This window comes from Rhizomicrobium sp., from assembly GCA_037200385.1.
Lineage (GTDB): Bacteria > Pseudomonadota > Alphaproteobacteria > Micropepsales > Micropepsaceae > Rhizomicrobium.
This window is the reverse complement of sequence record JBBCGL010000001.1, coordinates 289,988-315,382: the sequence shown is the minus strand read 5'-3', so window position 1 is coordinate 315,382 and position 25,395 is coordinate 289,988. Positions and strand designations below refer to the sequence as shown.

Annotated in this window: 25 protein-coding genes and 1 riboswitch; of the genes, 13 read left to right on the top strand and 12 right to left on the bottom strand. The window is 67.5% G+C overall.

The window, feature by feature from the left end:
* Window positions 1–57: 57 nt before the first annotated feature.
* On the bottom strand, window positions 58–2,487 hold the full coding sequence (locus tag WDM91_01330) for a penicillin-binding protein 1A (GenBank protein ID MEI9993209.1): 2,430 nt from the start codon (window positions 2,485–2,487) through the stop codon (window positions 58–60).
* 113 nt (window positions 2,488–2,600) lie between these two features.
* Window positions 2,601–3,911, bottom strand: a complete 1,311-nt coding sequence (locus WDM91_01325; GenBank protein MEI9993208.1) for an N-acetylmuramoyl-L-alanine amidase — start codon at window positions 3,909–3,911, stop codon at window positions 2,601–2,603.
* 456 nt (window positions 3,912–4,367) lie between these two features.
* Between WDM91_01325 and WDM91_01320 the strand changes: the two genes are divergently transcribed.
* Both WDM91_01320 and WDM91_01315 read left to right on the top strand, forming a co-directional pair.
* A complete protein-coding gene (locus WDM91_01320; GenBank protein MEI9993207.1) occupies window positions 4,368–7,241 on the top strand; it encodes an Rne/Rng family ribonuclease in 2,874 nt (957 codons plus the stop codon).
* Between the two features lie 7 nt (window positions 7,242–7,248).
* A complete protein-coding gene (locus WDM91_01315; GenBank protein MEI9993206.1) occupies window positions 7,249–7,578 on the top strand; it encodes a VOC family protein in 330 nt (109 codons plus the stop codon).
* Between the two features lie 136 nt (window positions 7,579–7,714).
* On the opposite strand, the gene WDM91_01310 is transcribed toward WDM91_01315, so the two are convergent.
* The 5 genes from WDM91_01310 to WDM91_01290 all read right to left on the bottom strand — a co-directional run bounded on the left by WDM91_01310 (window position 7,715) and on the right by WDM91_01290 (window position 11,376).
* Entirely contained in the window at window positions 7,715–8,263 is a 549-nt protein-coding gene (locus WDM91_01310; protein MEI9993205.1) for a GrpB family protein, read from the bottom strand.
* Window positions 8,264–8,572: 309 nt separating this feature from the next.
* The gene (locus WDM91_01305) at window positions 8,573–9,037 is read right to left on the bottom strand and encodes an SRPBCC family protein (protein MEI9993204.1); all 465 of its coding nucleotides are present in this window, start codon (window positions 9,035–9,037) and stop codon (window positions 8,573–8,575) included.
* Window positions 9,034–9,381 carry a metalloregulator ArsR/SmtB family transcription factor gene (locus WDM91_01300; GenBank protein ID MEI9993203.1) on the bottom strand — a complete coding sequence of 116 codons (348 nt, stop codon included), beginning with the start codon at window positions 9,379–9,381 and terminating at the stop codon, window positions 9,034–9,036. Before WDM91_01300 ends, WDM91_01305 begins: the two co-directional genes overlap by 4 nt.
* Window positions 9,378–9,845 carry a VOC family protein gene (locus tag WDM91_01295; protein ID MEI9993202.1) on the bottom strand — a complete coding sequence of 156 codons (468 nt, stop codon included), beginning with the start codon at window positions 9,843–9,845 and terminating at the stop codon, window positions 9,378–9,380. Before WDM91_01295 ends, WDM91_01300 begins: the two co-directional genes overlap by 4 nt.
* Before the next feature lie 115 nt (window positions 9,846–9,960).
* On the bottom strand, window positions 9,961–11,376 hold the full coding sequence (locus tag WDM91_01290; GenBank protein MEI9993201.1) for a gamma-glutamyltransferase: 1,416 nt from the start codon (window positions 11,374–11,376) through the stop codon (window positions 9,961–9,963).
* A gap of 177 nt (window positions 11,377–11,553) precedes the next feature.
* On the opposite strand from WDM91_01290, the gene WDM91_01285 reads away from it, so the two are divergent.
* Together WDM91_01285 and WDM91_01280 are read left to right on the top strand one after the other, a co-directional pair.
* The gene (locus tag WDM91_01285) at window positions 11,554–12,894 is read left to right on the top strand and encodes a M48 family metalloprotease (protein MEI9993200.1); all 1,341 of its coding nucleotides are present in this window, start codon (window positions 11,554–11,556) and stop codon (window positions 12,892–12,894) included.
* 8 nt (window positions 12,895–12,902) lie between these two features.
* The gene (locus tag WDM91_01280) at window positions 12,903–13,661 is read left to right on the top strand and encodes a thioredoxin domain-containing protein (protein ID MEI9993199.1); all 759 of its coding nucleotides are present in this window, start codon (window positions 12,903–12,905) and stop codon (window positions 13,659–13,661) included.
* A gap of 91 nt (window positions 13,662–13,752) precedes the next feature.
* Here WDM91_01280 and thiS read toward each other — a convergent pair whose 3' ends face one another.
* The gene (gene thiS / locus WDM91_01275) at window positions 13,753–14,781 is read right to left on the bottom strand and encodes a sulfur carrier protein ThiS (GenBank protein ID MEI9993198.1); all 1,029 of its coding nucleotides are present in this window, start codon (window positions 14,779–14,781) and stop codon (window positions 13,753–13,755) included.
* Window positions 14,774–14,876, bottom strand: a riboswitch (TPP riboswitch). (Overlaps the previous gene by 8 nt.)
* A gap of 102 nt (window positions 14,877–14,978) precedes the next feature.
* Between thiS and aroQ the strand changes: the two genes are divergently transcribed.
* The 5 genes from aroQ to WDM91_01250 all read left to right on the top strand — a co-directional run bounded on the left by aroQ (window position 14,979) and on the right by WDM91_01250 (window position 19,871).
* A complete protein-coding gene (gene aroQ, locus WDM91_01270) occupies window positions 14,979–15,449 on the top strand; it encodes a type II 3-dehydroquinate dehydratase (protein MEI9993197.1) in 471 nt (156 codons plus the stop codon).
* Complete coding sequence (gene accB, locus WDM91_01265; GenBank protein ID MEI9993196.1) at window positions 15,446–15,934, top strand: acetyl-CoA carboxylase biotin carboxyl carrier protein; 489 nt, start codon at window positions 15,446–15,448, stop codon at window positions 15,932–15,934. The genes aroQ and accB overlap by 4 nt, the downstream gene beginning before the upstream one ends.
* Window positions 15,934–17,283 carry an acetyl-CoA carboxylase biotin carboxylase subunit gene (gene accC, locus WDM91_01260; protein ID MEI9993195.1) on the top strand — a complete coding sequence of 450 codons (1,350 nt, stop codon included), beginning with the start codon at window positions 15,934–15,936 and terminating at the stop codon, window positions 17,281–17,283. The genes accB and accC overlap by 1 nt, the downstream gene beginning before the upstream one ends.
* Window positions 17,284–17,693: 410 nt before the next feature.
* On the top strand, window positions 17,694–18,221 hold the full coding sequence (locus WDM91_01255) for a L,D-transpeptidase family protein (GenBank protein MEI9993194.1): 528 nt from the start codon (window positions 17,694–17,696) through the stop codon (window positions 18,219–18,221).
* Window positions 18,222–18,554: 333 nt separating this feature from the next.
* Window positions 18,555–19,871: a hypothetical protein gene (locus WDM91_01250; protein ID MEI9993193.1), complete on the top strand. Its 1,317-nt coding sequence runs from the start codon at window positions 18,555–18,557 to the stop codon at window positions 19,869–19,871.
* 7 nt (window positions 19,872–19,878) lie between these two features.
* Here WDM91_01250 and WDM91_01245 read toward each other — a convergent pair whose 3' ends face one another.
* Window positions 19,879–20,496: a hypothetical protein gene (locus WDM91_01245; protein MEI9993192.1), complete on the bottom strand. Its 618-nt coding sequence runs from the start codon at window positions 20,494–20,496 to the stop codon at window positions 19,879–19,881.
* Here WDM91_01245 and WDM91_01240 point away from each other — a divergent pair.
* Genes WDM91_01240 through aat form a run of 4 tightly spaced genes read left to right on the top strand, consistent with a single transcriptional unit; the run spans window position 20,495 to window position 23,777 of the window.
* Complete coding sequence (locus tag WDM91_01240) at window positions 20,495–21,934, top strand: ethanolamine ammonia-lyase subunit EutB (protein ID MEI9993191.1); 1,440 nt, start codon at window positions 20,495–20,497, stop codon at window positions 21,932–21,934. The two genes, WDM91_01245 and WDM91_01240, sit on opposite strands and share 2 nt — an antisense overlap.
* Window positions 21,931–22,671 (top strand): ethanolamine ammonia-lyase subunit EutC, encoded by a 741-nt coding sequence (gene eutC / locus WDM91_01235; GenBank protein MEI9993190.1) that lies wholly within the window; start codon window positions 21,931–21,933, stop codon window positions 22,669–22,671. Before WDM91_01240 ends, eutC begins: the two co-directional genes overlap by 4 nt.
* Before the next feature lie 33 nt (window positions 22,672–22,704).
* Window positions 22,705–23,109 (top strand): DoxX family protein, encoded by a 405-nt coding sequence (locus WDM91_01230; GenBank protein ID MEI9993189.1) that lies wholly within the window; start codon window positions 22,705–22,707, stop codon window positions 23,107–23,109.
* A 47-nt stretch (window positions 23,110–23,156) separates the two neighbouring features.
* A complete protein-coding gene (gene aat / locus WDM91_01225) occupies window positions 23,157–23,777 on the top strand; it encodes a leucyl/phenylalanyl-tRNA--protein transferase (protein MEI9993188.1) in 621 nt (206 codons plus the stop codon).
* A gap of 6 nt (window positions 23,778–23,783) precedes the next feature.
* Here aat and WDM91_01220 read toward each other — a convergent pair whose 3' ends face one another.
* The 3 genes from WDM91_01220 to WDM91_01210 are packed head-to-tail and all read right to left on the bottom strand — an operon-like array spanning window position 23,784 to window position 25,191.
* Entirely contained in the window at window positions 23,784–24,323 is a 540-nt protein-coding gene (locus WDM91_01220; protein ID MEI9993187.1) for a DUF2155 domain-containing protein, read from the bottom strand.
* Complete coding sequence (gene mlaD / locus WDM91_01215) at window positions 24,310–24,807, bottom strand: outer membrane lipid asymmetry maintenance protein MlaD (protein ID MEI9993186.1); 498 nt, start codon at window positions 24,805–24,807, stop codon at window positions 24,310–24,312. The genes WDM91_01220 and mlaD overlap by 14 nt, the downstream gene beginning before the upstream one ends.
* 3 nt (window positions 24,808–24,810) lie before the next feature.
* Window positions 24,811–25,191, bottom strand: coding sequence for an NADH:ubiquinone oxidoreductase subunit NDUFA12 (locus tag WDM91_01210; GenBank protein MEI9993185.1), 381 nt, complete (start codon window positions 25,189–25,191; stop codon window positions 24,811–24,813).
* Between the last annotated feature and the right edge of the window lie 204 nt (window positions 25,192–25,395).

The following is a 25,395-nucleotide window of genomic DNA, read 5'->3' as shown; positions in this document are numbered from 1 at the left end:
GGGGATGACAATGGCGCGTGCGCGTCGACCTCCCCACAAGGGGAGGTTGGAAAAGACTCAGTACAGCCCGCCATTGCCGGGGTCGACGGTCGGGGCGCCTTCGGTCGGGTTGGCCGGCGGGGCGGTGCCGGCGAAGGGCGTGGCGCCGACCTCGGCGCCCGGCGCGTCGGGCTCGCCCGGCGCGGTATTGGGCTTGAAGACTTCCGGGATGCCACCCGGCGTCGGCACGCCGCTGTGATAGTCGACATTGACGATCTCGACACCCGGCGCGACGCGGAACGGGATGCCCGGCGTGTTCGACAAAGCGCCCTTCATGAAGTCGCGGAAGATCGGCGCCGAGACCGTGGCGCCCTGCTCCACCCCGCCCAGGGTGCGCGGATTGTCCATGCCGGCATAGACGCCGCAGACGAGGTCGGGCGAGAAGCCGACGAACCAGACGTCCTTGGACTCGTTCGAGGTGCCGGTCTTGCCGGCCAGCGGCTTGCCGACGGCAAGGACGGAGCGGCCCGTGCCGCGCAGCACCACGCCCTCCAGCAACGAGACGATCTGGTAGGCGGTCTGCGGGTCCAGCACCTGCTCGCGCGTGTCGGCGAGCAGCGGCTCGGCCTGGCCGTGCCAGTCGGCGATGTTGCAGCCGTCGCAGGCGCGGCCGTCATGGCGCCAGATGGTCGTGCCGTTGCGGTTCTGGATGCGATCGATCAGCGACGGGACGATGCGCTTGCCGCCGTTCACGAACACCGAATAGCCCGTCACCTGCTTGAGCAGCGTGGTCTCGCCTGAACCGATCGAGTTCGACAACAGCGGCGGGAGCTTGTCATAGGCGCCGAAGCGGATCGGGTATTGCACCACCTTGTCCATGCCGACGGCCTGCGCGAGGCGGATGGTCATGAGATTGCGCGACAGCTCGATGCCGCGGCGCAAGGTCGTCATGCCGAGATAGTGCTTCTCGAAATTCTTCGGCCGCCAGATCTTGCCCGAGCCGTCGTTCATCTCGAACGGCGCGTCGAGCACCTTGCTCACCGGCGTGTAGCCGTTGTCGAGGGCGGCAGCGTAGACGTAAGGCTTGAAGGACGAGCCGGTCTGGCGCATCGCCTGGAAGGCGCGGTCATACTGGCTCGAGGCATAGGAGAAGCCGCCCGAGAGCGCGAGGACGCGGCCGGTGTGCGGATCCATCGCGACGATGCCGCCATTGATCTCCGGCACCTGGCGCAGGCCGTATTGTCCCGGCTTGTCGGGCAAGGGCTCGACATAGATGAGGTCGCCGATCTTGAAGACGTCCGACGGACGCTGCGGCGTCGGGCCGGCGGAGGGCGAATTCTTGAGCTCGTGGCGGGCCCAGGTGAGCTCGCTCCATGGGATCGTCGCCGTCGTGCCGTCGTTGAGGCCGATCTGTGCGTCATTGCCGTCGAAGGCGAGGACCACCGCGACACGCCAGGCCTCGATGCCCGACTGGTTCTCGACCGCTTTCAATGTGTCGCGCCAATTGCCCGAGACGGCGATATTGCTGACCGCGCCGCGCCAGCCGTGGCGGCGGTCGTAGCGCACCAGCCCGGCGCGCAGCGCGTTCACCGCGTAGTTCTGCAGCGCGGTATCGAGCGTGGAACGGACCTGCAGCCCGCCGTCATAGAGCGCCTGCTCGCCATAGCGGGCGAGGAGCTCGCGGCGGACCTCCTCGACGAAATAGTCGGCGTCCTCGGTCTGCGAGCCGGCGGCGCGGGTCTGGGTGACCAGCGGCTCGGCCTGGGCGGCACGCGCTTCCTCGGCCGAGATGTAGCCGTTCTGCTCCATCTGGCCGATCACCCAGTTGCGCCGGTCGAGCGCGCCCTGGTGGTTGCGCACCGGATCGAACTGCGACGGCGCCTTGGGCAGCGAGGCGAGGAAGGCGACCTCGGCGATGTCGAGCTCGTCGAGCGACTTGCCGAAATAGTTCAGCGCCGCGGCGGCGACGCCGTAGGAGTTCTCGCCGAGATAGATCTCGTTGAGATAGAGCTCGAGGATCTTGTCCTTGGAGTAGGTCGCGTCGATGCGGATGGCGAGGATCGCCTCCTTGATCTTGCGGCTGAACTTCACGTCGCTGTTGAGCAGGAAGTTCTTGGCGACCTGCTGGGTGATGGTCGAGGCGCCTTCGAGCCTGCGGTGCTGGAAGACGTTGACGATGTCCTTGAGGCCGGCGCGCACGATGCCCGACGGATCGATGCCGGGGTGGTTGTAGAAATTCTTGTCCTCGGCCGAGGTGAAGGCCTGGATGATCCGCTTGGGCACGAAGGAGATCGGCACGAAGATGCGGCGCTCGCGGGCATATTCGCCCAGCAGCGTGCCGTCGCCGGCATAGACCCGGGTGGTGACGGCCGGCGTGTAGTCGCGCAGCGTCTCGACGCTGGGCAGGTCGCGGGTGAGCCAGTAGATGCCGACGACGGCAGCCAGGACGCCGGCGGCGGCGAGGACGCCGATGGCGAGGCCGATATAGGCAAGAATGCGCCGGAACATGCCCTGCTGATCCCTCTGCTGGCCGCCTTCTTATCGGCCGAATGTGGCGCTGGGAAGGTATTCGTTTTCTGGTCGGCGGCGCCCCGTCCCGCCCCGGTCACAGACGCGTGCCGCTATGGAGTTCCGCCCCGGAAATAGCCTTCGACCGCCGAGGCCAGGGCGTTGGCCACGCCGGTGCGCCAGCGCACCGTGTTCATCTGGTCGGCATCGCCCGCGTTCGAAAGGTAGCCCAGCTCGACCAGCACGGCGGGCACGTCCGGCGCCTTGAGGACGACGAAACCGGCCGAGCGGTGGGGCTGGCGCGGCAAAATGTCCGTTGCGCCGGTCAGCAGGGAGACCGCGCCGGTCGCGAAACGTGACGAACGATTCATGGTGTCGCGCTGGGCCAGGTCGATCAGGATCGGCGCCACGGTCGAGTTGCCGCCGCCGAGATCGACGCCGGCGATGACGTCCGACTGATTCTCCTTGCGCGCCAGCGCCGCCGCCTCCCGGTCGGAGCCGGAATCGGACAGCGTGTAGATCGACAGTCCGTTGACGTTGGGATCGGGATTGGAATCGGCATGCAGGGAGATGAACAGGTCGGCGTGCCAGGAGCGCGCGATGCTGACGCGCTCGCGCAAGGGAATGAACACGTCGGTGTCGCGGGTCAGGTGGACGGTATAGCCGCGCCGGGCAAGCTCGCGGCCGAGCCGCAGCGCTTCATCCAATACAAGATCTTTCTCCATCAACCCATTGACGCCGCTGGTGCCGGAGTCGATGCCGCCATGGCCGGCATCGATGACCACGATGCGCTTCTGCTCCAGCACCGGCGCCGGGGCGGGCGGCAGGGCGGCGAGCTGCTCGGCGGCGGCTTCGCGCGCCTTCAGGTCGGCGGGCCAGCCGGAATTGTGCTCGAACTGATCGGGCGTGGCGGGAAAGAGGTCGATCACGACGCGGTAGCCATAGCCGCCGCTGGGCGGCAGGACGAGCGGGTCTCCGGCTTTCATGGGCTTGTTCAGGTCGATGACAAACCGCGAATTGCCCGAGCGGAACAAGCCATAGCGGTAGCTCTTCACGGCGCCATTGCCGGTCGGGCGCGGCGGGCCGTCGAGGTGCCACTGCACCGCCGGCATGTCGATCACGACGCGATCCGGGTTGGCCAAGGTGAAGACCCGCATCTGCACCGGATCGGACATCTCGACCACGAAGCGCGTGCGGTCGGCATGCTCGCCGATCCGGGCGCTCATGACGATCGGAACCGGGCCGGCGGACGGCTTGGCGGCCAATGGCTTCGCGGCAGGCGGCGGAACCGGATTGGGGCGGTCATCCTTCAGGATGTGCGAGATAAGGTCGTCGCCCGCCTTCGCGGCGTCGGGATCCGCGCCGATCGCCGCCGTTACCAGGGCAGCGCCTGCCAGGCCGACGGCGCCTAGGATTATGGTCAAGCGGCGATTCATCATGGATTACCCGCGCCCACCCTGTGGAAACTGGGTGTAAACCATTTACGAATCCTTAGCACCTGAGGCCTTTTACAATGAATCCGTGGGTTCCTCTTGCCGTTGCGGCGGAGCGACCCTACAACATGTTCATGCTGCGCCGGCCGGACACAGGGGTGTCCGGGCTTTTCGGTGCGGTGGTCCGGAGATCGCGCCGGCCGGCTCCCTCGTCCTTGTCGAGCGGGGCCCGAGCGCAGGAATCCTTCCATTGCAGCAGCATCCCGCCGCCGGCCCGGCCGGCTGAAGTTTATTTTGTGATGACCGACACAGCGCGAGCCCTTCGTCCCGATTCCGCAGCAGAGCTGCGGGCGGCGGTGGCCCGGCGCATGTCCCCAACAACGCGGTCCATCCTCTGCCCGGCGCGCATAAGCGCGGCAGACGGTGCGCGGCCGCACGGAGAATCCCATGCCCAAGCGTATGCTGATCGATGCCAGCCACCCGGAAGAGACCCGGGTCGTCGTCCTAGACGGTAACAAAGTCGAAGAATTCGATTTCGAGGCCGCGACGCGGCGGCCCCTCAAAGGCAACATCTATCTCGCCAAGGTGACGCGCGTGGAGCCGTCGCTCCAGGCTGCCTTCGTCGAATATGGCGGCAACCGCCAGGGTTTCCTGGCCTTCGCGGAAATCCACCCCGACTACTACCAGATCCCGATCGCCGACCGGCAGGCGCTGATCGCCGAGCAGGAGGCCGAAGCCCGGCGCCGCTCGGAAGACGACATCGAGTCCTTCGAGATCTCCTCCGGCCCCAAGCCGCCGCTTCCGGAAGAAGAAGAGGAAGGCGACGAGGTCGAAGTGGCTCCGGCCGGCGAGGAGACCGCCGAAGCGGCGCCCGCGGCCGAGGACGCGCTGCCGACCGAGGACGGTCCGGAGCCGGAACATCCGGCCCTGGCGAGTTCCGACGACGAACACGAGGACGTCTTCGAGCATCCCGGCGCCGCGGCCGATGACGAAGACGATGAAGAAGACGAGGACGAGGAGGACGACGAAGACGAGCACGACGTCCCGCCGGCGCATGTCCATCACAGCCATGAAGACGAGGAGATCGACGCGGTCGCCGAAGCCGAAGACCAAGCCGGCGTCGTCGACGAGCAGACCGCCGCAGCCGCGGCCTCCCACGTTCCGGCCGAGGACGGCTTCCACGTCGAGACCCCGGTTCCCGAAGTCACGGAGAACGTGCCCGACATCCAGACCGCGTCGGAGCAGCCGCTCGACGGTGAACAGCCGGCCGCTGCGGAAGGCGAGCATGCCCAGCCGCTGCAGGCGCAGCGCCCCTCGCAGCGCTGGGTGAAGCGGCGCCACTACAAGATCCAGGAAGTCATCAAGCGGCGCCAGATCATCCTCGTCCAGGTCGTCAAGGAAGAGCGCGGCAACAAGGGCGCGGCGCTGACCACCTATCTGTCGCTGGCCGGCCGCTATTGCGTGCTGATGCCCAACACGCCCCGCGGCGGCGGCATCTCCCGCAAGATCACCAATGCCGGCGACCGCAAGCGGCTGAAAGAGGCCGCGCAGGCGCTCGAGCTGCCCGAGGGGATGGGCCTGATCATCCGGACCGCGGGCGAGAACCGCAGCAAGGTCGAGATCAAGCGCGACTACGAATACCTCCTTCGCATGTGGGACACGATCCGCGAGACCACGATCAACTCCATCGCGCCGGCCTGCGTCTATGAGGAAGGCGACCTGATCAAGCGCGCCATCCGCGACCTCTACAACAAGGACGTGGCCGACATCACGGTCGAGGGCGAGGCGGGCTACCGCAACGCCAAGGACTTCATGCGCATGCTGATGCCCAGCCATGCCAAGAACGTGAAGCCCTATGGCGAGCCGGTGCCGCTGTTCCAGCGCTACCACATCGAGGCGCAGCTCGACGCGATGTTCTCGCCGACCGTCACGCTGAAATCCGGCGGCTATATCGTGATCAACCAGACCGAGGCGCTGGTCTCGATCGACGTGAACTCCGGCCGGGCGACGCGCGAGCACTCCATCGAGGAGACGGCGCGCAAGACCAATCTCGAAGCCGCCGAGGAGATCGGACGGCAGCTCCGGCTGCGCGACCTCGCGGGCCTGATCGTCATCGACTTCATCGACATGGAGGACGGACGCAACGACCGCGACGTCGAGAAGCGCATCCGCGACGCGGTGAAGAACGACCGCGCCCGCATCCAGATCGGAAAGATCAGCCAGTTCGGCCTCCTGGAGATGAGCCGCCAGCGCCTGCGCGCCGGCGTCGTCGCGGGCTCGACCGTCCCCTGCCCGCATTGCGGCGGCCAGGGCATCGTGCGCTCGGTCGAATCCACCTCGCTGCGCGTGCTGCGCGGCCTGGAGGAAGAGGCGCAGAAGCAGCGCGCCGAGGGCCTGACGGTCCGCGTCGCCAGCGACGTCGCGATCTACACGCTGAACCAGAAGCGGCGCGAGCTGTCGCGGCTGGAGAGCGAATATTCCATCACCATCAATTTCGAGCCCAAGGCCGAGCTGATGGCGGGCGCCTTCGAGATCGACCGCGTCGGCCATCGCAATCCGGAAGACTTCCCGCGCCCGGCCCTCGCCACGATGAGCACGGCGCCGATGGAAGACGAGGACGCCGACTACGTCGAGGAGGAAGAGCTCCAGGTTGAAGACGCGGTCATCGCCGACGCGGTCGAGGCCGCGCCGGAAGAAGAACAGGAACGGCCGCGCCGCGAACCGCGGGACGGCGAACAGGGCGACGGACGCCGCCGGCGCCGCCGGGGCGGCCGCAATCGCGGCGGACGCAGCCGCGACGAGCGCGCTCCCCGGCCGCAGGGCGATGCGACAGCCACCGCCGCAGAACCGGTCGCGATCGGCGAAGACGCCGGTGCGGAGTCGATGGAAACCGGCGTCAAGACGCTCGCGGACGAGCAAGATCCGGACACCGGCGGACAGCCCGGTCCGGTGGGCGAGGACGGCCAGCGCCGCAAGCGCCGGCGCCGGCGCGGCCGCCGCGGCGGCAATCGCGAACGGTTCGCCGAGGGCGACGAGCAGGCACCCGTGACGGCCGATGAAACGCCGATCGTGCCGCCGGTCGCGGTGGTGGCGCCGCCGGTCTCGCAGACACCCGCATCGTTCGGCACGAACCGGTTCGGCGAGCCCGACGAGATCGACACCACGCCAGGCGATCATCGTCCGCGCGTCAGCCCGAACGCGGCGTCGTCGCCGTCCTGGTCGCTGAACGAAGCGAACGAGATCGACACCACGCCGAAGGACGACGACGCCAAGCCGGCCACGCCCAAGAAGGGCTGGTGGCAGCGGGCCTTCAAGTCGTAGCGCCGCGATGAAGCTCGCGCGGATCATCCTGTTCACCGGCAAGATGGACGCGATGAGCGCGTTCTACGAAGAGGTGCTCGGGCTCAAACGCGTCACCGACGAGAAGGGCTGGCGGGAATTCGCCGCCGGCCCGATCCGCATCGCGCTGCATTCCGGCCCCGCCTCCCCCGGTCGCAAAGGCCCCAAGATCGTGTTCTACGCCAAGGACGTCGCCGCGACGCGCGCCAAGCTGGTCGCGCGCGGCGCGACCTTCGGCAAGGTGCACGTCGGCGAAGGCTTCAGCCTGTGCGACGGCAAGGACCCGGACGGCAACCCGGTGCAGCTGTCGAACCATTGAGGGCGACGCGTCTTACGGTCTGGACTCAATTGGCGTCGCATCATCAACAACTTGTCATGGCCCGCGCCCTTCGACGCCGCCTGCGGCGGCGTCGAAGGGCGCGGGCCATGACATTTTATTTTATCGAGTACGGACCTCAATCGCCCGGCGGCACAGTCCAGCCGGTGCTCGCGGCCCAGTCCTCGGCGCCGGCCATGATGATGTCGAACACCGGATCCTTGACGTCGTAATAGGCCTCGACATCGTCCGGGACGAGACGCGCCAATTGCCGCTTGATCTCGCCATAGGCGTCCGCCGCGCCGCGATGGGTGCGAAGATAATCGCGGCAGAGCAGCGGATAGCGCTGGTTGAAGCGCCCGGCGACACGGACATGCACATTGGCCGGCCGCGCCTCGGATTTGTAGAAGCGCTTCTCGAGCTCGGCGGGCGGAAGGGTGAGACCCGGCGGACAATGATCGGTGACCGGCGCCCCCCGGACGAATCCCGGCAACGGCAGGCGCAGCGTGTCGAGCGCGGCGACGGTGATCTGGATGTCGATGATGTCCTTGGCGGCGAGCCCCGGCACGGCGGTCGATCCGATGTGATGGATCGCGAGGATCGCATCGCCGCCCGCATCCCGCAGGCGCTCGGCGATGGCGCGGAATTCGGCGGGCCATTCGGGGCGATAAGGAACGATGACGATCATGGCGCGCCTCCTGAAGTGGGCGCGAGCATAAACGCGCCTGCAGCGGCTCCCAAGGGGGGCCGACGGCAGCGATGCAATTTTGGGGACATAGACGAGATGGGTGTTGGACCGACTCGGTTCAAGGCCTGTAGGAAAATAATTCGTACACGGAGTTATCCCCGCGGGCGCCCTGCGGACGCCGCGGATCGCATGGTGAAATCGTGCACGCCGCGGGGATAAGTCCACGTTGTGCGCTGCAACGAACGATATTTCGTTGCGCGGAATTTTTCCTCTCGAGCTTTCCTCCCCCGTGGTTACGGGGGAGGAAAGCTACTTCGCTCTTGCCGCGAACGACGCGAGCAGGCCCTGCCAGTATTCGCCGTGGCGGCGCAGGAAGACGAGGTTCGAGGCCGTGTGGCGCGCGACGTGGCTGTCCGGCACGGTGTCCCAGCCCGTGTGCTCCACCGTCACGCGGGTCTCCTCGCCGACCGCTTCGAAGCGCACTTCGACCTGCGTGTTCTGATCCTTGGTGAAGGTCGCCTGGCGCCAGCCGAAGACCAGCCGCGCGCCGGGCTGCCACACGAGGATACGGCCGATCACGAACACCTTGCCGTTCGGCAGCGTCTCGATGAAACGGCCGCCCTCCCCGCCCTCGAAGCTCAGCACGCCGCCGTCGCGCGGGGTGAAGCGGAAGAGCGGGCTGGGCCGCCACCACAGCGCGATCTCGCGCGTAAAGAGGTCGAAGGCCGCCTGCGGAGCGGCACGGACGCGGACGGACACGAGGATGCTGCTCATCTGCGGCCCGCCTTCGGCCGCTTCTCGACATGCGCCTTGAAGGCGAGAAGCTGGCGGCCCCACAGGACCTCGGTCTCCGCCAACCAGTCTTTCAGCTCGGTCATGGGTTCGGGCCTCAGGCTGTAGATCCGGACGCGGGCGTCCAGGCCGTCATGGCGTTCCTCGACCAAGCCCGACTGGCGCAGCAGGCGGAGCTGGCGGCTCATCGCCGGCGGGCTGACGCCGACCGCCGCGGCCAGCGCGCCGGCGGGACGCGGCTGTTCCGACAATAGGTCGACCACGCGGCGGCGCTGCGGATCGGCGAGCGCCGCCAGCACGGTGTCGAGCTTCGCACGGCCCTTCACAGCGTCTCGCGCAGCGTCAGGCCGCTCGCCTGCTCCATCTCGCCGAGCGTCAACACCTTCACGGTCTGCGCGAAGACCCAGATGTGGCCTTCGGGATCGGCGCAGCGATAGGTGCGGTCGCCGTAGAACTGGTCGGACGGCTCCTGCAGGATGACGGCGCCGGCATCCCGGGCGCGCGCGAAATGCGCATCGATATCGGTGTCGACATGGACGTGCAGCAGCTGCGTGCTCTTGCCGCCCAGCGCTTTGGGGCTCTCCAGCGCGTCGGCGAATTTGCGCGCGATCATCACCAGGGCGCCGCGATATTGCATCTCCGCATGGACGAGCGTCCCGGCGTCGTCGGTGATGATCAGCGCGGTCTCGAAGCCGAAGGCTTTCGCCAGCCAATCGAGCGCCGCCCGGTCGTCCTGATAGATCACCGAGGCGCGGAAGATCGAACGCTCGTCGCGGGCGTTGTCGAGCATGGCCATATCCTTCACTATTTCTGGAATATTTAACCGTTTTCAAAACTAAAAAGTCAAGCGCATTCTTCGCGACGACAAGGCGAAGACGGAGGCGAAAAGGTCTCGGAAGCCGCTGCTACGGCCCGGCGTCACCGGCGGCGCCCAGGCCGTTGGCGCCGGGGTCGGGGAGTGCCACGCAGGCGTCGCCCTGGCAGGTGATCGCGTTGATCGTGTCGTAAGGCGCGACGCCGGTGGAGCGCAGATCGGCGCGGCGGATCAGGCCGTCGCCATGGGCGAGCCGCGCCAGGGCATAGCCCATCGCGGCGGTGCCGTTCGGGCCGCCGGCGCCGACGCCCGCGAGGGAGAGCGTGCCACTGCCTTCCGTCGCGATCACCGGGGTCAGGAAGGCCGCGGCGAGCCCCGCTTCGCCCGAGGACGGGGCGCGCGCCAGCGTCACGCCGGTGCCCTGCGCATTATGGCCGGAGCCGAAGGGGCCGTTCATGGTCACGCCGCAGGCGACGGACTGGCCGGCCGAGTCGGTGGCCGCGAAGCCGGTGGCGCCGAGATCCTGCGGCAGGTTGCTGACCTTGAAGCGCGCGAGGGCCTGCTTCACCGCGACGATGACGGAGGCCTGCAGGTCGTTCGCGCCCACACTGGTCTGCTGGGCGCGGTTCAAGGTGTCGAACAGCGCGCCCGCGAAGGCGCCCGCACCGGTGTTCTGCGACGGCAGGTAGACATACTGGTTGCCGAGCTGCATGGCTTGGGGCGCCGTACGCTGCGGCGCATAGCGGGCATATTCGGCGACCGTGAGGCCGCCGCCCTGGGACGAGGAATAGGCGAGGATGCGCGCCCCGACGGGACCGCGATAGAAGCCGTTCGGTCCTTGCGTGCGGATCGTCGCCAGGGTCTGGGCGAGATCGGGATTGGACACGATGCTGCCGGCCGGCTTGGCATTGCCGGATTCGTCGAGGAATTCGGCCGCGAGTGCGGCATCGAGGCGGATCACGTCCTGCGCGGTGGCGATACGCGTCGACAGGGCCTTGGAGATCGGAAAGCCCGCGGAGGCATAGGCTTCGGCCGGCGCCACGTCGCGCTGCCAGGGCAAGGTGCCATAGGCGCTCTGCAGCAGCGCGAAGCCGCGGACATTGCCGGGCACCGCATAGGCGCCGCCGCCATTGGAGTCGCGGGCGAGGAAGTCGAATTCCTCGGTCCGGCCGCTCGCACCATCGCGCAGGATGCAGATGCCGCCGCCGCCCAGCCCGGCCGCGACCGGATAGGTTACGGAAAGTGCAAAGTACATCGCGGTCGCCGCATCGGCGGCCGAGCCGCCTTGCTGCAGGATCGCGGCCCCCACCTTCACCGCGAAGGGCTCGTCGCCGACGACGAGCGCCTTGCCGCCGCCGCCACCGCTTCCGCCGCCGCCCGAGGTGAGATCGACAGCGACGGGGCCGCCGCCGACCTGCAGCGGCTGGTTCAGGTCGAAGGAGCAGCCGGAGAGAAGCAGCAGGCTCGAAGCGCAAGCCAATATCCGCAAACGAAGCATCGGTGTCATATTTCCCAGCTGGTTAACAGGCGCCGCACGTCCGTTGACGCAGGTTCCGCGGCCACATACGGTCCCCACCGGACGAGGGGCGCGGGGACCTTTAGGAGAGTTCAAGCCTTGGCGTTTTGCAACCCTTTGCTCCGTTTCCGCGTCCTGCGCGATGCGGTTTCCCGCCGCGCGCGGCCATTGGCCTTTCTTTTCGGGATCGTGACCGCACTTGCGATACAGGTCGGCCCGGCGGCGGCGCAAGGCATCCTGCTGCTGCGCGACACCGAGACCGAGCGCGCCCTGCGCTCCTATGAGGACCCGCTGCTCAAGGCCGGCGGCGTCGATCCGGCCGGCGTGCACATCTATCTGGTCAACGATTCCTCGGTGAACGCCTTCGTCGCCGAGGGCCAGAACATGTTCATCCAGAGCGGCATGATCATGTTCGCCAAGAACTCGCTGGAGCTCAAAGGCGTGATGGCGCACGAGACCGGCCACATCGTGGCCGGGCATCTGTCGCGCGATTCCGCCGCCATCCAGAAGGCGATGGTGCCGATGCTGCTGTCGATGATCGTCGGCATCGCGGCGATCGCGGCGGGCGCGGGCGAGGCCGGCATGCTGATCCTGATGGGCGGTCAAGGTCTCGCCGAGCAGCAGTTCAACGCCTTCAGCCGGGTGCAGGAAGCGACCGCCGACCAGATCGCGATCAAGCTGCTCAACAAGACGCATCAATCGTCGCGCGGCCTGCTCGCGACCTTCGTGCGGCTCGCCGACGAGGAAGCGCGGGCGCAGGACCGCATGGATCCCTATGCCTCCGACCATCCGATGGGCCGCGACCGCGTCGCCAACCTGGAGACCGAGGTGGAGGCATCGCCCTACAAGGACGTGCCCGAGGATCCGGCGGTCGAGCATGAATACGAGATGCTGCAGGCCAAGCTCGCCGGCTATATCGAACCGCTGCAGACGCTGTTCAACCGCTATCCGCCGAGCGATATGAGCAAGCCCGCGCGCTATGCCCGCGCCATGGCCTATTCGCGCAAGCCCGACCTGCCCAAGGCGCTGGCGGAGATCAACAGCCTGATCAAGGACGAGCCGAACAATCCGTATTTCTACGAAGTGCTGGGGCAGATCTATGTGAGCATGGCCAAGCCCGAGCTCGGCGTCGCGGCGTTCCAGAAATGCGTCGACCTGATGCCGGACGCCTCCCAGCTGCGGGTCGCGCTGGCTGCGGCGCAGCTCGCGACCGAACGGCCGGCCCTGGCGCAGCCGGCGCTGGTGAATCTGAAGGCGGCGCTGCAGCGCGAGGACGACGATCCGTTCGCGTGGTACGAGGCGGCGGCGGCGTACAGCCAGATGGGCAACGAGCCGATGGCGAATCTCGCGACGGCGGAACGCTATTACGCGGTCGGCGCCTACGGCCCGGCGGTCGTCTTCGCGCAGCGCGCGCAGCACGGACTGGCGCAGGGCTCGTCGGACTGGCAGCGCGCCAACGACATCGTCGCCGTCTCCATGCCGCTGGCGCGGCAGCAGCAGCAACGCTAGGCGGTCGCATGGCCTTCCAATGGAAGACGGCCCTGCTGGGGGCGCTCGGCGGTGCCGTTCTCGCGATCGGCATCGTGTTCGGCGCCGCGGCGCTCGGCTATTTCCCGCAGCGCGAGCACTTCGACGGACGCCAGGTGCGCGCCTATCTGCTCGCGCATCCGCAGATCCTGCTCGAGGTGACGGCCAAGCTGCAGGACCGCGAGCAGGACGACGAGGACAGCGCCGAACAGGCGCGGCAGGCCGCGGTCGACAAGGCGGGGCTGAAGACCTTCTTCGATCCGAACCTCGCCTATGTGAGCGGCCCGGCGGCCGCGCGCACGACGCTGGTGGAGTTCTTCGACTACAATTGCGTCCACTGCCGCAACACCTTTCCGGTGATCAAGACGTTCTACGAGGCGCACAAGGGCGACGCGCGCTTCGCCTTCATCGATTTCCCGATCTTCGGGAAGATGTCCGACGCGGCGGCGCGGGCCGCTGTCGCGGCGCGGCGGCAGCCGGACAAGTACATCGCCTTCTCCTTCGCGATGATGGGCGAGAAGGGCGCGATCGACATGGACACGCTCTACCGCGACGCCAAGGCGGCGGGGCTCGACATGCCCAGGCTGATCGCCGACATGAAGGATCCTGCGACCGACAAGACGCTGGCGGCGGCGCATGCGCTGGCGCGCCGGATCGGCGTCAGCGGCACGCCGACCTTCATCGTCGACGGCAAGGTGCATTCCGGCGAGATCGACGCGGAGACTCTGGCGCGGATGACGAAGCCCTAGGCGCAACGGCTCCAACTGGCATCAGCCCAACCAACAACGTGTCATGGACCGCGATTGCGGGCGGTGACATCCATTTTATCGAGTACAGACCCTAGATCAGTCCCGTCATCGGGCTCGAGGGATCGCCGTAGTTCTTCTTCGGCATGCGGCCGGCGAGCCAGGCGAGGCGGCCGGCTTCGACGCCGAGCTTCATCGCGGCGGCCATCTTCACCGGGTCCTTCGCCATGGCGATGCCGGAATTCGAGATGACCGCGTCGCTGCCCAGCTCCATCGCCACCGCCGCATCCGAGGCGGTGCCGATGCCGGCATCGACGATCACCGGTACCTTGCTGTCCTCGATGATGAGGCGGATGTTCACCGTCGACTGGATGCCCATGCCCGAACCGATCGGCGAAGCGAGCGGCATGATCGCGACGGCGCCGAGGTCTTCGAGCCGCTTGGCCATCAAGGGATCGTCGCTGCAATAGACCATCACCTTGAAGCCGTCCTTGCTCAGCATCTCGGTGGCGCGCAGCGTCTCGATCATGTCGGGATAGAGCAGCTTCTTCTCGCCCAGAACTTCGAGCTTGACGAGGTCCCAGCCGCCGGCCTCGCGGGCCAGGCGCAGGGTGCGCACCGCGTCCTCGCCGGTGAAGCAGCCGGCGGTGTTGGGCAGGTAGGTGACCTTTTTCGGATCGATGAAGTCCACCAGCTTGGGCTGATCGGGATCGGTGAGGTTCACGCGGCGCACCGCGACGGTGACGATCTCCGCCCCGCTGGCTTCGAGGGCGCGGGCGTTGTCCGCATAGGACTTGTACTTGCCGGTGCCGACGATCAGGCGGGACTTGTAGGTCTTGCCGGCGAGGACGAAGGGCTTGTCCTCCGGGGCTTCTTTGTTTGGTCGCTCACCCTCGCGGGTACGCTCCGGTGGCGCGTTGCCGCCGCCGATGAAATGGACGATCTCGTAGCGGTCGCCGTTCGCGACCATGACCGCGTCATAGGTCGAGCGCGGCACGATCTCGAGATTGCGCTCGACCGCGATCTTCTTCGGATCCAGCCCGAGCGCGGCCAGCATGCCGTGCACGCTGAGGCTGCGATCGAAGCTCTTGGATTCGCCGTTGACGGTGACGTGCAGGCTCATGGCTTCCTCTTCCTACGCCGGTGCTAACCGGATCAGGTTCAAAGGGACTGGGCGCCTGCCCATCTCAGCCCTTGCGGGCACCCCCGGGATCGATGGCCGAGACATTACCTCTGCTTGGGGCGCCGATAAACCCCGGGTTTCGCTGGCGCCGCCATGCGATTATAAGGGACGAATCCCCGCCTGATCCTGGAGTTCCCTTGGCCAAATCCGGCAGTCCGAACAAAGCCTTGCCGATCTACGTGCTGAACGGGCCGACGCTCAACCTGCTGGGCGCCCGGGAGCCGGAGATTTACGGCCGCACGACGCTGGCGCAGATCGGGAAGATGGTCGCGGCGCGCGCCAAGAGCCTGGGGTTGAGCGTTGTCTTCCGGCAATCCAACCATGAAGGCGAACTGGTGGACTGGATCCAGGAGGCGCGGACCGCGGGCGCGGGGGTCGTGATCAACGCGGCCGCCTATACCCATACCTCGGTCGCGATCCACGATGCCCTCAAGGCGCTGGATAAGCCGATCATCGAAGTGCATCTCTCCAACCCGCATGCGCGCGAGCGTTTCCGGCACCGCTCCTATGTGAGCCTGGTGGCGACGGGCGTGATCTGCGGTCTCAAGGAACAGGGCTATCTGGCCGCGATCGACGCGATGGCCGGGCTCATCAAAGGTCGAGCATGAACATGAAAGACGTCAAATCCATCTGGGCGCGGCTCAGCGGCAAGAGGGAGGGCGGCCTGGCCGATGCGGACGCGATCCGCGAACTGGCCGAGCTCTTGAAGGAGACCGGGCTCACCGAGATCGAGATCGAGCACAACGGGGCGCGGCTGCGCGTCTCCAGGCAGACGGGCGGCACCGTGACGGCGGCACCGGCGGCGGCGGCGCCGGCGGCGGCTTCGTCCGCGGCGCCGGCCAAGCCGAGCGGCCCGCCGGCGGGCGCGGTGCCCTCGCCGATGGTCGGCACGGTCTATTCCGCGCCGGAGCCGGGCGCCAAGACGTTCATCAGCGTCGGCCAGACGGTCAAGGAAGGCGACACGCTGTTCATCGTCGAGGCGATGAAGACCATGAACCCGATCACCTCCCCGCGCGGCGGCACGATCAGCGAAATCTGCGTAAACGACGCGCAGCCGGTCGAGTTCGGCCAAACGCTCTGCATCATCAACTGATGTTCGAGAAAGTCCTCATCGCCAACCGCGGCGAGATCGCGCTTCGCATCAACCGGGCGTGCAAGGAGATGGGCATCGCGACCGTGGCGGTGCATTCCACCGCCGATGCCGATGCGATGCATGTGCGGCTGGCGGACGAGAGCGTGTGCATCGGGCCACCGGCCTCGGCGCAGAGCTATCTCAACATCCCCGCGATCATCGCGGCCTGCGAGATCACCGGCGCCGAGGCGATCCATCCCGGCTACGGCTTCCTGTCGGAGAACGCGCGCTTCGCCGAGATCGTGCGCGAGCACGGCATCACCTTCATCGGACCGACGCCCGAACACATCCGGATGATGGGAGACAAAATCACCGCCATCCAGGCCGTGAAGGCGGTGGGCATTCCCACCGTGCCCGGCTCGGGCGGCGCAGTGGAGGACAAGGACGCGGCGCGGGTCGCCAAGGAGATCGGCTATCCGGTCCTGATCAAGGCGACGGCGGGCGGCGGCGGCCGCGGCATGAAGGTGGCGCTGAACGAAGCGGAGCTGCCGCTGGCGCTGTCGACCGCGCGGCACGAAGCCAAGAGCGCTTTCGGCAACGACCAAGTCTATATGGAAAAATATCTCCAAAGGCCGCGCCATATCGAGATCCAGGTGCTGGCGGACGCCACCGGCCAAGTGATCCATCTGGGCGAGCGCGACTGCTCGCTGCAGCGGCGGCACCAGAAGGTGTGGGAGGAAGCCGGCTCCCCTGCCCTCAACGCACAGCAGCGCGACGACATCGGCCGGGTGGTGACCAAGGCGCTCGGCAAGCTCGGCTATCTGGGCGCCGGCACGATCGAGTTCCTGTTCGAGGACGGCGAGTTCTATTTCATCGAGATGAACACCCGCCTGCAGGTCGAGCACCCCGTCACCGAGGCAATCACCGGCATCGACATCGTGCGCGAGCAGATCCGCATCGCGGCCGGCGGCGCGCTGGAGTTGCACCAGAGCGACGTGGTGTTCAACGGCCACGCCATCGAGTGCCGCATCAATGCGGAGAACGCCTTCACCTTCCAGCCTTCGCCGGGCACGATCACCCAGTTCCACACGCCGGGCGGGCTGGGCGTGCGCTTCGACAGCGCGATCTATTCCGGTTATCGCATCCCGCCCTATTACGACAGCCTGGCGGGCAAGCTGATCGTGCATGCGCGCAACCGCAACGAATGCCTGCTGCGGCTGCGCCGGGCGCTCGACGAGCTGGTGGTCGGCGGGATCGAGACGACCATCCCGCTGTTCCAGCAGCTGGTCCGCGAGAAGGACATCATCGACGGCGAGTACAACATCCATTGGCTCGAGCAATGGCTGGCGAAGCATAAGACGGGCGCGTAGGCACCCGCCCGCAAGACCGCGACACGCTTCGCCGAAAGCTCAGCGGCAGTCCATCAGGATCCGTACAGGCCGTCATTGCCTGTCGGCAAAAAAAACAGTTCCGACTGGTGGAGCGCAACCGACCGCAGACGCGGAGCGGACCATGGGGCGCGCGCCGCGGCGGACGCCTCGCTCGCGCGATGCGGTGCCACTCTCGAAACCGGTTCGTTCTGCGCCATAAGGCAACGCTAACAATCGGCGGCGCGGCGCCGCAAGGGGAAAAAGCAACGCTCGGCGAACAAGAGTTCCGGCGTGGCGCTTTCGTCACGGCCGTAATCGGTTTCGCTCGAGCCGTCCGCGAAAAGACATCTTTTCCAGCGAGCATGGTGAACACCGGCTGGCCCGGTCCCGGCGCGACATGAGGCAAGACCGTGATCCGCTTTCTTCTTCTGGCGCTCGCAATGGGCGCGCTCATCTTCGCAGTCGGCACACGCGGCGGCTTTGCGGCCCGGCCCAAACCGCTTCCGCTGGGGGCGCGCGCCGATCTCGTCGTGATCGAGAAGGACGCGCACAAGCTCACGCTCTACGCGCATGGCCGGGTGCTGCGCAGCTATTTCGTCGCGCTGGGCAGCGGCGGCGTGGAGGCCAAGATGCGCGCGGGCGATGGGCGGACGCCGGAGGGGCATTACCTGATCGACGCGCACAAGGCGGACAGCACGTTCTATCGCGCGCTGCATATCTCCTATCCGTCGGCGATCGATCGCAAGGTTGCGCGGGCGCGCGGCGTGACGCCCGGCGGCGGCATCACGATCCACGGCTTGCCCAGCTTCACGGGCTGGATCGGAGGCTGGCACCGGCTGATCGACTGGACCGACGGCAGCGTCGCGGTGACCGACGGCGAGGTCGACGAGATTTGGCGCGTGGTGCCCAACGGAACGCCGGTGGAGATCCGGCGCTAGCCACCGCGACCCGATCGGCGATCAGGAGAGGCCGGAGGTGGCGTCGGTGACGCTGGCGGTACCGGTCTGCGCGGAACGCGCCGATATCGAGACCAAGGTCGGCCGCGTCCAGGCCGGGCGCATGGGTTCAGACGTGACGGACGCGTCGCACTCAACCTGGAAATCGGAGTCTACCGAACGCATCCCAACACCCGCATGTTTGCACTAACGACAATTCACGCTATGGGTATTGCAGCGCAATATCAAACGCCATTCGTCCAGTGCGGCGAAATGGGCGCGCGCACAAAGTTCCGCGGACGGACCTTCCGCTGCGACCATCGGAAAGAATCAACTGTGTCGTTCGAGTTGCTCATTCACCATGCACGGCATGCACTGCTCGCGGTGATCGGTACGGCGCGCTACCAACGGTTGAAGATTCGCGCGCGCGAGACGCTGATCGCCCTCGGGCCCGACACCACGGCAATGGCGCAGCGCGCCGAACTCGCCTGGACAAAAGGCGATGCGGCGGATGCGGAGCGCGAATGGCTGGCGCTCGCCGCGGCGCAACCGCTGGCGGCCGAGTGGCCGATCAAGCTGGCACATGCCGCCGACATGCAGGGCGAGCATCTGCGCGCCGAGCAGATCGTCGACGCAGCCTGGGCGCGCGGCGTGCACGACCCCGACATCGCCGAGCGCATCGCCTTTTTCCGCCGCACCAACCGGCTCTCCAACACCGCGATCGACGACGCGATCGCCAGCGTGCGCGATCCCAAGGCAGCGCCGCTCATGATCCTGCGCGCCGCGCATTATCTCCTGAGCGAAGGCCGACTGGCGGAGGCGCGCGAGGGCTTTGCCCGCGTGCCCGACCTGCCGCGCTATGAAGGGATGATGCGTAGCTGCCGCGCCGCGCTCGGCGTGCTGGAACAGGCGCAGGCGGAGGGGCAGACGCTCCTCGGCGGGACGCTGTCGCCGGCGCGCGACACGCTCCTGGTGCGCGAGCCCGGCGCGGACACGACGGTCATCGTCTTCACCACGGTGCGCGGCGATTGCGGCATACCGCTCAACGCGGTGCACGCCCTGCTGCAGCCGGCCAAGGTCAATGCGATCTACCTGTTCGACGACCGCAAGCAGTTCAACCTGGGCGGCAACACGACGCTCGGCCGGCCCTATCCCGCGATGATCGAGCGGCTGCGCGCGCAACTCGCGGAATGGGGCACCAGAACCCTCATCACGATCGGGTTCTCTGCCGGAGGGTTCGTCGCCTTGCGGACCGGGCTCTCGCTGAAAGCGGACGGCGCGCTGCTGTTCTCGCCGGTCGTCTCGCTCCATCGCCGGCCGGAGCGGCCCATCGAGAGGGCGCTGGGAAATCCCGAGGACGATGCGCGCATGCTGGCGACGGAAAAATACCTGCGCCGCACCGTGCCGGAGATGATGACGCGACTGCCCGACGAGATGCCGGGGCGCGACTGCCTCAAGACCATCGAGATCCATTTCGGCCGGAACCTGACCGACATGGTGCACGTCAACGCGGTGTGGGACATGCCGGGGATCACGTTCCATCCGGTGGAGGGCTTCGCCGGGCATGAATGCCTGAGCGAGATCTTGAGGCGCGGCGACAAAGAAATCTTCGCGCGCTTCATCGAAGGCGTGCGCGCGGCCAAGCAGGGCTGAGGGCCGCCTATTGCGTGTAGGACACCGCGGGCACTTCGCAGCGGTCGACACGCTTGGGGTGGATGCCGGTGAAAGCGCCCTGCCAGCACTCATCGAACACCGAACAGTAGCAGGCGCGCGCCACCAGCGTTCCGTCGGATACGGCCTTGCGCAGGACCTCCCAGCCATCCGCATTGGTCGCCGTCTTGGCGTAGGTGAAGAAGGCGCGGCTCTCGCCCGCCCGGATCACGGTCTTTCCGACGGTACCGACCTGGATGCTGCCCGTGCGCGGCTGGTCGCGTGCCGGCCCCAGGCGCGGATCGTAATGACAGCAGCGCTGCAGCAGGTCGTGCGACGTCGTCATGGGCTTGCCGCGGTAATAGACCTCCAACGTCTCGACCAGCGCGGGCCCGACGCCGGCATTGATCACCTCGAAGGTGAGCACCGAATTGCCCTTGGCGTCGCCGTCGCTGGTGCTGAACTGCAGGAAGGGCCAGGACGCCGCGGCGACCATCTTCTTGTTGGCATCCATCGTCCCGACCGCGACCCAGAGCGAGATCGCCGAAAGCGCCAGGGCGAGACCGGTGGCGGCGTATTCCAGCCAGTGGCGGGGGCGCGGTTCGAGGGGCGGAGGGATGTCGCTCATGCTCAGGCTCGTTGTGCGGCGCAGCCTCCAGGCATTAGCGTGGGGCGTGCCTTATGTGCAAACCCTGGGTGCGACGCGCTACGTCTTCGATGATCTGAAGACGCTGCTGGCGCGCGCCTCGCCGGACCGTTCGGGCGACCGGCTGGCGGGGGTGGCGGCGGCAACGGGCGAGGAGCGGGTCGCGGCGCGCATGGCGCTGGCCGATCTGCCGCTGGCGGAATTCCTGAAACAGGACCTGGTGCCGTACGAGACCGACGAGGTGACGCGGCTGATCCAGGACAGCCATGACGCAACGGCCTTCGCGCCGGCCGCGGCGCTGACGGTGGGGGAATTCCGCGACGTTCTTCTGGCGCATGAGACGACGGACGCGGTGCTGGCGGCGCTGGCGCCCGGCCTGACGCCGGAGATGGCGGCGGCGGTGTCCAAGCTGATGCGCAACCAGGACCTGATCGCGGTGGCGCGGAAGGTCTCGGTTGTCACGCGGTTCAACAACACGATCGGGCTGCCGGGACGCCTGTCGGTGCGGTTGCAGCCGAACCATCCGACCGACGACGCCAAGGGCATCGCGGCGGCGATCGTTGACGGGCTGCTCTATGGTAGCGGCGACGCGGTGATCGGGATCAATCCGGCGACCGACAATGTCGCGACGGTCGGCAACCTGCTGGCGATGATCGACGAGATCCGGCGGCGCTGGGATATCCCGACGCAATCCTGCGTGCTGGCGCATGTCACGACGACCTTGAAAGCCATGGAGGCAGGCGCGCCGGTCGACCTGGTTTTCCAGTCCATCGGCGGCAGCGAGGCGGCGAACAGGAGCTTCGGAATCGATCTGGCGCTGCTGGCGGAGGCGCGCGAAGCGGCGCTGGCGCTCAAGCGCGGCAGCGTCGGCGACAACGTGATGTATTTCGAGACCGGCCAGGGCGCGGCGCTGTCGGCGGGCGCGCATCACGGCGTCGACCAGCAGACCATGGAGGCGCGCGCCTATGCGGTGGCGCGGGCGTTCGAGCCGCTGCTGGTCAACAGCGTGGTGGGGTTCATCGGGCCGGAATATCTGTTCGACGGCAAGCAGATCACGCGCGCCGGCCTGGAGGATCACTTCTGCGGCAAGCTGCTCGGCCTGCCGATGGGGGTCGACGTCTGCTACACCAACCATGCCGATGCCGACCAGGACGACATGGACAATCTGCTCACCCTGCTGGGCGTGGCGGGCTGCACCTATGTGATGGGCGTCCCGGGGGCCGACGACGTGATGCTGTCCTACCAGAGCACCTCGTTCCACGACGCGCTCTATGTGCGCGCGGCGCTGGGGCTGCGGCCGGCGCCGGAATTCGAGGCCTGGCTGCTGCGGATGGGAATCCAGGATGGGAGCGGCCGCATTGCGCCCACCCCGGCCGGCGGCGAGGCGCGGCGCCTGCTCGACTTCGCGAAGGGCGCATGAGCGGCGAGGACGACTGGCGGGCCTTGCGCGCCTTCACGCCGGCGCGGGTGGCGCTGGGCCGCGCGGGCAATGGGCTGCCGACCCGTCGGGTGCTGGAGTTCCAGCTTGCCCATGCGCGGGCGCGCGACGCGGTGACCATGGCGTTCGACGCCGAGGCCGTGGCCGGCGCGCTGGCGGCGATCTGCGTGACGACAAGGGCGGCGGACCGCACCGCCTATCTTTCCGATCCGGATCTCGGCCGCAGGCTCAGCGATGAAGGACGCGCGAGGCTGACGCACGGCGCGTTCGACGCCGCGCTGGTGATCGCCGACGGCTTGTCCTCCGCCGCGGTCCACGCGCATGGCGCGGCGCTGGCGCGGCACATCCTGGCGGCATCGGCGGAATTGAAATGGGCTCCAGTCACGGTGGTCACCCATGGCCGCGTCGCGATCGGCGACGACATTGCGCAGGCGCTGGGCGCGGCGTTCGCGGTCGTGCTGATCGGCGAGCGGCCGGGCCTGTCGGCGGCCGACTCGATCGGGATCTATCTCACGCACCGGCCCCTGCCCGGCGTCACCACAGACGCCGAACGCAATTGCATCTCCAATGTGCGGCCCGGAGGCCTGGGACTGCCGGATGCGGCGCTGCGGCTGGCATGGCTGATCGGCCAGGCGCGCCGGCTGGGGGCCACGGGCGTCGCCCTCAAGGAAGACGCGCCCGAGCGGCCGGCCATCCCTGACGGCGGGGCGGGAGACTGATAGAGTTCCCCGGCATACCCGACGGGGAATCACATGGCGTGGCTGTCGAAATACGAACCGCAATTGCTCAGCATCCTGCGCATCGTCGCCGCGTTGCTGTTCCTCGAGCATGGCCTGCAGAAGATTTTCGGTTTCCCGCCCATGCCGCCGGCGATGGCGCATGCCATCCCGGCGAACTTCATGCCGGTCATCCTGGCGGCCGGCGCCATCGAGCTGGTCGGCGGCGTCCTGCTCGTTCTGGGACTTTTCACGCGGCTCGTCGCCTTCATCAGTGCCGGTGAGATGGCGGTGGCCTATTGGCTGGTCCATTTCGCCCGGGGTGGTTTTTTCCCGGCCAATAATGGCGGCGACGCCGCGATCCTGTTCTGCTTCATCTTCCTGTTCATCGCGGCGGCCGGCCCGGGGGCCTGGGCGGTGAGCAAATCGCCGAGCACATAGTCGCGAAAGCCCCTCCTCCGTCGGCAGACCTTGATCTATGATGGCTCATGCACGGCACGCCGGGCCTGACGCCTGAACTTCTGCTCGCCGCTTACGCCGAGGGCCTGTTCCCGATGGCGGAGCGGCGCGACGACCCGGCCTTGTTCTGGGTGTCGCCCGAGCGCCGCGGCGTGATTCCCCTGGACGGCAGTTTCCACGTCTCGCATCGGCTCGCCCGCACGGTGCGCAGCGGCCGCTTCACCGTCACCTTCGACCGGGCATTCGTCGCCGTCATGGAGGCCTGCGGCGGCGATCGCGAGCAGACCTGGATCAACCCCGAGATCCTGAGGCTCTACACCGCGCTGCATGGCGACGGGCATGCGCACTCCGTCGAGTGCTGGCGGGACGGCGTGCTGGCCGGCGGGCTCTATGGCGTGAGCCTGGGCGCGGCGTTCTTCGGCGAGAGCATGTTCTCGCGCCAGCGCGACGCCAGCAAAGTCGCGCTGGTGCATCTGGTGACGCAGCTCGCGCGCGGCGGCTATATCCTGCTGGACACGCAATTCCTCACCGCCCATCTGGCGCAGTTCGGCGCGCAGGAGATCAGCCGCGGCGCCTATCTGGCGCGGCTGGAGGAGGCGCTGAACCATCGGGCTGTCTGGCGCGACGACACGGCCGCGCCGGTCGCCTGACGTCGGCTATTGGCTCGCGTCTTCGGGAAGCGCCACGGGCCGTTCGGTCTCCGGCGCATCGGGCGAGACGGGCTTGACCGGCTTGACGGGGCCGATGACGACGGTCTCGCCGGGCGCCACCGGCCGGCAGGTCATCACCCAGACGTCGTAGAGCGGATGCTGCATGCCGTTGAGACCGGGGCTCGACGCATACATCCAGCCCGAGAAGACGCGGCGGCGCGGCTGGTCGGGGCGCTGGTCGTCGATCTGCACGAAAGCCGCGGTCTCCGGCGTCTCGGTCGAGGGCGTGGAATAGCAATAGCGCGCCGCGACCGTGAGGGTCGCAAACTGCACCGATTTGCCGATCGGGATCAGCAGCGTGGTGGGACGGCCGGTGATCTTGTCCAGGCCCCGCATGATGAGCGTCATCGGTCCGACGGGCTTGGGCGGGAGCGCCACCACCGCAGCCGGCTTCGCCGGCTTGGGCTTGGCCGCGGGCGCCGCAAAGACGCTGCCGGCGAAGGCCAGCGCTGCGCCGCAAAGCGCGATCGCCTTAGGGATGCGCATTGGGCGCGCTCGGCTGCGGCTTCTGCTGGCCGCTCTGCCCACCGCTGCCGCCGCCGCCGATGAAGCGGCCGACGAGGCCCATCAGGTCGACGGAGCCCTGGACATTGCCGATCTGGCCGCCCGGCTTGAGCATGGTGTCGCTGCCGCCCGGCGAGATGGACAGGTAGGAGCCGCCCAGCAGGCCGGACGAGGTCACCATCAGCGAGGAATCGTCCGGCACCTGGACATCGCTGCGGATGTTCATATGCAGGGTGACGAGATAGGTCTTGGGATCGAGGGTCAGCGCCTCCACCGCGCCGATCTTGATTCCCGACAGGCGCACATCGGTGCCGGTCGCGAGGCCGTCGACGCGCGGCATCTTCGCGGTCAGCTCATAGCCGCCCATGCTGCCCGACGAGGTGTTGGTGTAGGCGAAGTAGAGGAACGCCGCGGCGACCGCCACGACGATCGCGCCCATGATCGTCTCGACCGTGTTGTTGCCCATGACCTACTCCGGCTTCCAGGCTTGGTAATCGCCGGTGGCGTGCGGCCGCTTGCCGGCAGCGAGCAGGCTGCCGTCGGGACGGTAGGCGCCTTCGGTGCCGGTGAGATTCGGAACGTGCTCCTTCTCCCACGACTTTTCCTTGAAGGGCGACGTCGTCGGAGGATCGGCGAAGGTGTGGTGCAACCAGCCGTGCCAGTCCGGCGGCACGCGGCTCGCCTCCACCGTGCCGGCATAGATCACATAGCGCCGGCTGCCTTTGCGCGACTGATAGTAGCGGTTGCCGTACTTGTCCGTGCCGACGAGAGCGGTGGAGAACCACACCGTCGCCAGAGTTCCGAAGGTGGCGCTATGCCACCAGGCAAAAATCATGCGGATGAAGGACATAGGTCTGGCCGAACCCCAGCGGAATCGCGCGCGAATATAGAAGGCGACGCGTCACGATACCATTGAGACGATGGCGACACGGTGACCGGGCGGTTCCCACCCCATCAGGGATCATCCATCCACAATCGATCCCAAACCATCGCGCGGTGACGACTGTCACAATCGCGAAAAATTTTTCTGCGCCGATTCCCGTTACCATCTTGA